The sequence below is a fragment of the Nonomuraea longispora genome, from assembly GCF_004348345.1.
Classification (GTDB): Bacteria; Actinomycetota; Actinomycetes; order Streptosporangiales; family Streptosporangiaceae; genus Nonomuraea; species Nonomuraea longispora.
Window position 1 is genome coordinate 1 of the sequence record NZ_SMJZ01000319.1, and the last position, 6,390, is coordinate 6,390.

At 69.6% G+C, this 6,390-nt stretch carries 6 protein-coding genes and 1 rRNA gene; all 7 read left to right on the plus strand.

All coding sequences use genetic code 11. The features are described 5' to 3' along the window. Window positions 1-82, plus strand: a 5S ribosomal RNA gene (rrf, locus tag E1267_RS41910); the annotation flags it as partial. 140 nt (window positions 83-222) lie between these two features. Next, window positions 223-1,512, plus strand: coding sequence for a bifunctional folylpolyglutamate synthase/dihydrofolate synthase (locus E1267_RS41915; protein WP_132341607.1), 1,290 nt, complete (start codon window positions 223-225; stop codon window positions 1,510-1,512). Continuing rightward, on the plus strand, window positions 1,512-1,853 hold the full coding sequence (locus E1267_RS41920; RefSeq protein ID WP_132341609.1) for a DUF4233 domain-containing protein: 342 nt from the start codon (window positions 1,512-1,514) through the stop codon (window positions 1,851-1,853). Before E1267_RS41915 ends, E1267_RS41920 begins: the two co-directional genes overlap by 1 nt. An 11-nt stretch (window positions 1,854-1,864) precedes the next feature. Next, on the plus strand, window positions 1,865-3,436 hold the full coding sequence (locus E1267_RS41925; RefSeq protein ID WP_132341599.1) for a hypothetical protein: 1,572 nt from the start codon (window positions 1,865-1,867) through the stop codon (window positions 3,434-3,436). A 137-nt stretch (window positions 3,437-3,573) separates the two neighbouring features. Next, complete coding sequence (gene ndk / locus E1267_RS41930) at window positions 3,574-3,984, plus strand: nucleoside-diphosphate kinase (RefSeq protein WP_132341601.1); 411 nt, start codon at window positions 3,574-3,576, stop codon at window positions 3,982-3,984. A 318-nt stretch (window positions 3,985-4,302) separates the two neighbouring features. Beyond that, entirely contained in the window at window positions 4,303-5,334 is a 1,032-nt protein-coding gene (locus tag E1267_RS41935) for a rod shape-determining protein (RefSeq protein ID WP_132341603.1), read from the plus strand. Next, window positions 5,334-6,212 (plus strand): rod shape-determining protein MreC, encoded by an 879-nt coding sequence (gene mreC / locus E1267_RS41940; RefSeq protein WP_132341605.1) that lies wholly within the window; start codon window positions 5,334-5,336, stop codon window positions 6,210-6,212. Before E1267_RS41935 ends, mreC begins: the two co-directional genes overlap by 1 nt. The last annotated feature ends 178 nt before the right edge of the window (window positions 6,213-6,390 follow it).

A 6,390-nucleotide genomic window follows, 5' to 3' on the forward strand; every position in this document is an offset into this window, starting at 1 on the left:
CATTCCGAACCCGGAAGTTAAGCTTCTCTGCGCCGATGGTACTGCACTCGGGAGGGTGTGGGAGAGTAGGTCGCCGCCGGACAATTTTTTGTAGGGGCTCCACGCTTGAGGCGTGGAGCCCCTTTTTGCGTTGGGGCGTGTCCAGGTCGGGCCGCGTCATGAGCGGTGACTGCGGTCAGTAGGGTTGATGGTGTGGATTATCGTGCGGTAGAACGCGCGATCATGGAGCGTGGCGTCGAGTGGGATTTCGAGCCGACGCTCGACAGGATCGCGGCCCTTCTTGATGTGCTCGGCTCCCCGCAGCGGGCGTACCCCGTCATGCACATCGCGGGCACCAACGGCAAGACGAGCACAGCGCGACTGGCGGAGGCGCTCCTGCGGGAGCGCAACCTGAGGGTGGGGCGGTTCACCAGCCCGCACCTGGTGTCGATGCGCGAGCGCATCACCGTTGACGGTGCGCCGCTGAGTGAGGAACGGTTCGCCGAGGTTTACGAGGAGATCATCCCGTACGTCGAACTGACCGACACGCAGGGGCGGCGCATCCAGTTCTTCGAGTTGCTGACGGCGATGGCGTTCGCGGCGTTCGCCGACACGCCTGTCGATGTCGCCGTCGTCGAGGCGGGCATGGGCGGGTCCTGGGACGCCACCAACGTCGCGGACGGCACCGTGTCGGTGATCACCCCCATCTCGCTCGACCACATCGACCGGCTCGGGCCTGACATCCCCAGCATCGCCGCGGAGAAGGCGGGCATCATCAAACCCGGCTCCACGGCCGTGTTCGCGCAGCAGGAACTGCCGGCCGCCGAGGTGCTCATGCGGCGCGCTGCCGAGGTGGGCGCCGTCGTGGCGCGGGAGGGGCTCGAGTTCGGGGTGCTCAACCGTGAGGTGGCGCTCGGCGGGCAACTGCTGACGTTGCGCGGGCTGAAGGGCGTCTACGACGAGGTCTACCTGCCGCTGCACGGCGCTCATCAGGCGGGGAACGCCGTCTGCGCGCTGGCCGCCGTGGAGGCGCTGACCGGCGGCGACGACCCGCTCGACAGCGACCTCGTACGCCAGGCGTTCTCGGAGGTCGCCTCGCCGGGGCGGATGGAGGTCGTGCGACGCACACCGGCGGTCGTGGTCGACGCCGCCCACAACGCCGCCGGCATGCAGGCCACGTTGGAGGCGCTGCACGAGGCGTTCGACTTCGCCAAGGTCGTCGGCGTGGTCGCGGTCATGCGTGACAAGGACGTCGACGCGCTGCTTGAGCTGCTCGAGCCGGTGCTCGACCAGATCATCGTCACGCGCAACTCCTCTCCCCGGTCCATGACGGCGCGGGAGCTGGCGTCACTGGCGGAGCCGATTTTCGGCGAGGAGCGCGTGCACGTCGTCGAGCGCCTCGACGACGCCATCGACAAGGGCATCGGCATCGCCGACGCCGAGGGCGAGTTCAGCGGCACCGGAGTGCTCATCACGGGGTCCGTGGTCACCGCGGGCGATGCGCGACTGCTGATGAAGGCGGACGGCTCGTGATGAACTTCGAGGTCACCCCGGGAATGCGGCGGCTCGGCGCCAGCGTCCTCGGCATGGAGGCGATCGTCGCCGGGCTGATCACGCCCGTGGCGATCAGCGTCGGTGGGATCCGACCCTGGCTGGCGGTCACGGTCGGCATCGGCCTGGCCATGCTCTGCGTGCTCGCCGCGGGCCTGCTCAAGAAGCCTTTCGGCTACGTGCTCGGCAGCGTCGTACAAGTGCTGGCCATCTGCACGGGGTTCCTCGTGCCGGCGATGTTCTTCCTCGGCGCCATCTTCGCTGCGCTCTGGATCACCGCAATTATCGTCGCTCGCCGTGTCGAAGGCGCTACTACCCGCTAAAGTCGGCCTACATGGCCGTCCCCCCGATCCAGCGGTCGCCGCACCCGGCTGGCCCCAGACTTCCATGGCTGCTCGATGCCGTGCTCGGGCTGCTCGTCGTGGCCGCTCTGCCACTGGCGCTCGTCGCGATCCCCAACACGCTCTCCGTCGTCGCCAAGCTTCTGCCGGGCGACATCGACCAGGTCGGGCTCATGCGCACTCACGGGCTCGCCCTGCCCGCGCTGGTGCTCACCGTGCCGCTCGCCTCCGTCGCGTTGCGCCGGGTGAAGGCAGCGCACCTGCTGCTCGCCGGGCTGACGCTGGTGGCGCTGTCCGAGGCCGCGGGCGGATACGCGGGCTCTGAGCTGCTGGTCGGAGCGGTTCGGGTGGTGCGCGGCGTCGGCGCGGGCCTGATCGTGCCCGCCACGCTCGCGGCCGTCTGGGAGCGGGCGCCGGTGTTGCGCGCCCTGTGGGCCGGCATGTTCGGCCTGAGCCTGCTCACGGCCCAGGCGTTGGCGCTCTGGCCGCTCGACGCGGTGAGCAGCTGGAAGGTGACGTTGCAGCCCTACCCGTTGGTGACGGGCGTGGCGCTCGCCCTGGCCGCCGTCCACCTCGTCGGGTGGATGATGCTCAGGCCGCCTTCCACGCCGGAGCCCGAGGGGGAGGAACGCGGCAGGCTGCTGCCGGCCGTCGCGCCCGCGGCGGGCATCGCGCTCATGGCGATCAGCACGGCCAATGAAGGGTGGCGGGCTGTCCCGGTGATCGCGCTGGCCGGGCTGGCGGTCGTCGGGCTGCTGGTGCTGGCCTCGTTCGGGCCGCCGCGGAACCGTACGCTCTCGTACTCGATGGTGGCCGTGGGCGTCGTGCTCGTGCCCAGCGCCGCGCAGGTGACGCTCATGGAGATGGGCGGGCTCGGCGGGCCAGGGCTGCGCGGGTTGTGGATCCCGTTCGCGCTGGCCGGGGTGTTCGCCGTCGCGGCCGCGGTGGCGGTGCGGCTGTACGCCGGGGTCGCCGCGCGGTGGCTGGTGCCTTTGGGGCTGCTGGCCATGGTCGCCGGCTTGTGCGCGGTCCGGCTGGTCGTGCCGTCCGCTGACGGGTTGGTGCTCGTGGTGCCGTTCACGCTGCTCGCTGGCGGTGCGGCGGTGGCGTTGACGGCGGCGTTGCAGGACGTGGGTTTCGGGGCGGCGGTCTACGGGCTGTCGTTGTGCTGTGCCGGGGTGCTGGCGGGTTTCCTGCTGGGCGCCGGGGTGCAGATGACGATGCTCGACGGGGTGCGTTCGGCGCAGGAACTGGTCGACCGCTTCGTCGGGGCGCTGCACTGGTGGGCGCTGATCGGTGGTTTCCTGCTGGTCGTGGTGATCGCGCTCGCCTCGGTGATGGCTTGGCGCCCGGTGAAGGAGGAGACGCCGCCCCCGCGTGGCACGCAGGAGGCCGGCGCGGCGGAGCCGCCCTGTGCCGGAGGATTCGCTGGTGAGGAGCCTCCGACAGGGGCGCCCCAGTCGGCGTTCGACACGGTTCGGCCGCGGTGGGGTGACGAGCGGCGGCCCGAGCCGCCCGCGGTGCCGCCACAGGCGCATTCTCCCGAGGACACGGCCTCCGCGTAGCGAAACGAGGGCGCGGCGCGGGACGGTAAGCTGAGGGCCCCGCCATTCGGCGCGTGATTCCGTGCCCCGCGGAGCGTTCACCGGGCCAGGCCCGGTGCCTGTCGCCGCGTCCCATTCTGTTCGAAGGAGAACTCCAAGTGTCCGAGCGCACTCTTGTCCTGATCAAGCCCGACGGGGTCAAGCGCGGCCTCATCGGTGACGTGATCGCCCGCGTGGAGCGCAAGGGCCTCAAGGTCGTGGCGATGGACCTGCGCACCCTCGACGCCGACACCGCGAAGGCTCACTACGCCGAGCACTCCGAGCGGCCGTTCTTCGGCGAACTCGTCGAGTTCATCACCTCGGGGCCGCTCGTCGCCATGGTGCTCGAGGGCCCGCGCGCGATCGAGGCCTTCCGCGCGCTGGCCGGCGCCACCGACCCGGTCAAGTCGGCCCCCGGCACGATCCGTGGCGACCATGCCCTCGAGATCGGCGAGAACGTCGTGCACGGCTCTGACTCGCCCGAGTCGGCCGCCAGGGAGATCAAGATCTTCTTCCCGGACCGCTTCTGATCGGTTCAGCCTTTCCCGTCGTGCCCGCGCAGTTTTTCGTTGCGCGGGCACGTGGTGTTTCGGCCCATTCCTTTACTGTGGCACGGGCAGGGTTTTGTCGGAGGGTTCTTGTATCTTTGCTCGTGGTTGGGTGTTGAGACGTTCCCGCGGCCTGTCGGATGTTGTGGTGCAATCCGGGCAAAATTGCGGTTGAGCTAGGGGCTGGAGATTTTTGTGGGGCGCGGGGGCTGATTGCGTCCATCGGTGGGTACGTCACGTTACGATTCGAATTCGATCCGTAGTCATTCGCATTGGACGTTACGGAGGGCTCCGTTCCCCATGGGCAGCAAGCTCGCGTTTCTCGGCCGCGACATGGCGGTCGACCTGGGCACCGCAAACACGTTGGTTTACGTGCGCGGCCGGGGCATCGTGCTAAACGAGCCGTCAGTCGTAGCGATCAACACCGCCACCGGGAAGATCGTGGCGGTCGGCATCGAGGCCAAGCGGATGATCGGCCGCACGCCTGGCAACATCGTCGCCGTCCGTCCGCTCAAGGACGGTGTGATCGCCGACTTCGATGTCACTGAGCGGATGTTGCGATATTTCATCCAAAGAGTGCATCGACGCCGCCACCTCGCCAAGCCGCGCATCATCATCGCCGTGCCCAGCGGCATCACCAGTGTCGAGCAGCGCGCGGTGAAGGAGGCGGGATACCAGGCGGGCGCCAGGAAGGTCTACATCATCGAGGAGCCCATGGCCGCCGCCATCGGCGCGGGGCTGCCGGTGCACGAGCCGACCGGGAACATGGTGGTCGACGTCGGCGGGGGCACCACCGAGGTGGCCATCATCTCGATGGGCGGCGTGGTCACCAGCCAGTCGATCCGGATCGGCGGCGACGAGCTCGACCAGGCGGTGATCACGTTCGCGAAGAAGGAATACTCGCTGATGCTCGGCGAGCGCACGGCTGAGGAGATCAAGATGGCGATCGGCTCGGCCTGCCCCGACGGCGAGGAGTCACACGCGGAGATCCGCGGCCGCGACCTGGTCAGCGGGTTGCCAAAGACGATCATCGTGTCCAGCGAAGAGATCAGGAAGGCCACCGAGGAGCCGGTCAACGCGATCGTCGACGCGGTCAAGACCACGCTCGACAAGTGCCCGCCCGAGTTGTCCGGCGACATCATGGACCGCGGCATCGCGCTCACCGGCGGGGGCGCCCTCCTCAGAGGGCTGGACGAGCGGGTCAAGGCGGAGACGGGCATGCCTGTGCACCTCGTCGACAACGCGCTCGACTCGGTCGCCATCGGCTCGGGCAAGTGCGCGGAGGAGTTCGAAGCGCTTCAGCAGGTCCTGGTTCCGGAGTCGCGACACTGATGAGAGATTCGAACCGTGCCCGACTGATCCTGGGAGTGCTGCTGGCGGCGGCGCTGGTCATCCTGACCGTCGACCACCGCACGGGCGACAACTCGCCGCTGCACCCGCTGCGCGCGGCCGGGGCCTACGTGTTCGGCACGGCGGAGCAACTCGGCGGCGGGGTCGTCCGCCCCATCGGCGGGTTCGTGCAGGCGCTGGTCGCAGCGCCCGCCGCTCAGGAACGCATCGACGCGCTCAAGGCGGAGAACGCCAAGCTGCGGGCCGGGATGCTGGCCGGCAAACTCGACTCCGACCGGGCCGAGGAGCTCAAGGACCTGCTCGGCCTGGCCGGTACGGGCGGATACAAGGTGGTGCCGGCGAACGTCGTCGCCCGGCGGGGCGCGCCTGGCTTCGAGGACGCGGTGCAGATCGACGCGGGCACCCGTGATGGCGTGCACACCGAGATGACCGTGATCAACGGCGAGGGGCTGATCGGGCGAGTCATCCGCGCGTCGGCGCACAGCTCGACGGTGGTGCTGATCAGCGATCCCGCCTCAGCCGTGGGGGCGCGGCTGGAAGGGGCCAAGGAGATCGGCGTCGTGCACGGAGTCGGGGAGCACGGGCGGCTCGTGCAGTTCCGGCTGCTCGACTCGACCGCGGCGCTGACCAGGGGCGGGCGCATCGTGAGCTTCGGATCGCAACACGGGAGGCCCTATGTGGCCGGGGTGCCCGTGGGGGTGATCGAAAGGGTGGAGTCGACGCCGGGAGAGCTGACGCGCATCGCCTACGCCAGGCCGTACGCGGATCTGACGGCTGTCGATGTGGTCGGTGTGGTGGTGGAGGCGCCCAAGCGTGACCCGCGCGATGCGGTGCTGCCCCCCAAGGAGAAGGAGCGGTGACCGGGGCACCGGGAGGAGCGACGGTCGTGGCACCGGGAGCGCATGCGGCGCCGGGTGAGGGCGTCTGGGCGGGTGAGGCGATCGCTCTGGTGCCGGACGCGGGGACGCCTTCGGGCGGTCCTTTCACGAGATCGGGTGTGCACGCCTCTGGTGGTGTGGCCCGGGCGGGGTGCGGCCG

Bases quoted from the DNA above. Each gene is read 5' to 3' on its own strand.
- E1267_RS41915 (WP_132341607.1), top strand. From the start codon at position 223: ATGGAGCGTGGCGTCGAGTGGGATTTCGAGCCGACGCTCGACAGGATC.
- E1267_RS41920 (WP_132341609.1), top strand. From the start codon at position 1,512: ATGAACTTCGAGGTCACCCCGGGAATGCGGCGGCTCGGCGCCAGCGTC.
- E1267_RS41925 (WP_132341599.1), top strand. From the start codon at position 1,865: ATGGCCGTCCCCCCGATCCAGCGGTCGCCGCACCCGGCTGGCCCCAGA.
- E1267_RS41935 (WP_132341603.1), top strand. From the start codon at position 4,303: ATGGGCAGCAAGCTCGCGTTTCTCGGCCGCGACATGGCGGTCGACCTG.
- mreC (WP_132341605.1), top strand. From the start codon at position 5,334: ATGAGAGATTCGAACCGTGCCCGACTGATCCTGGGAGTGCTGCTGGCG.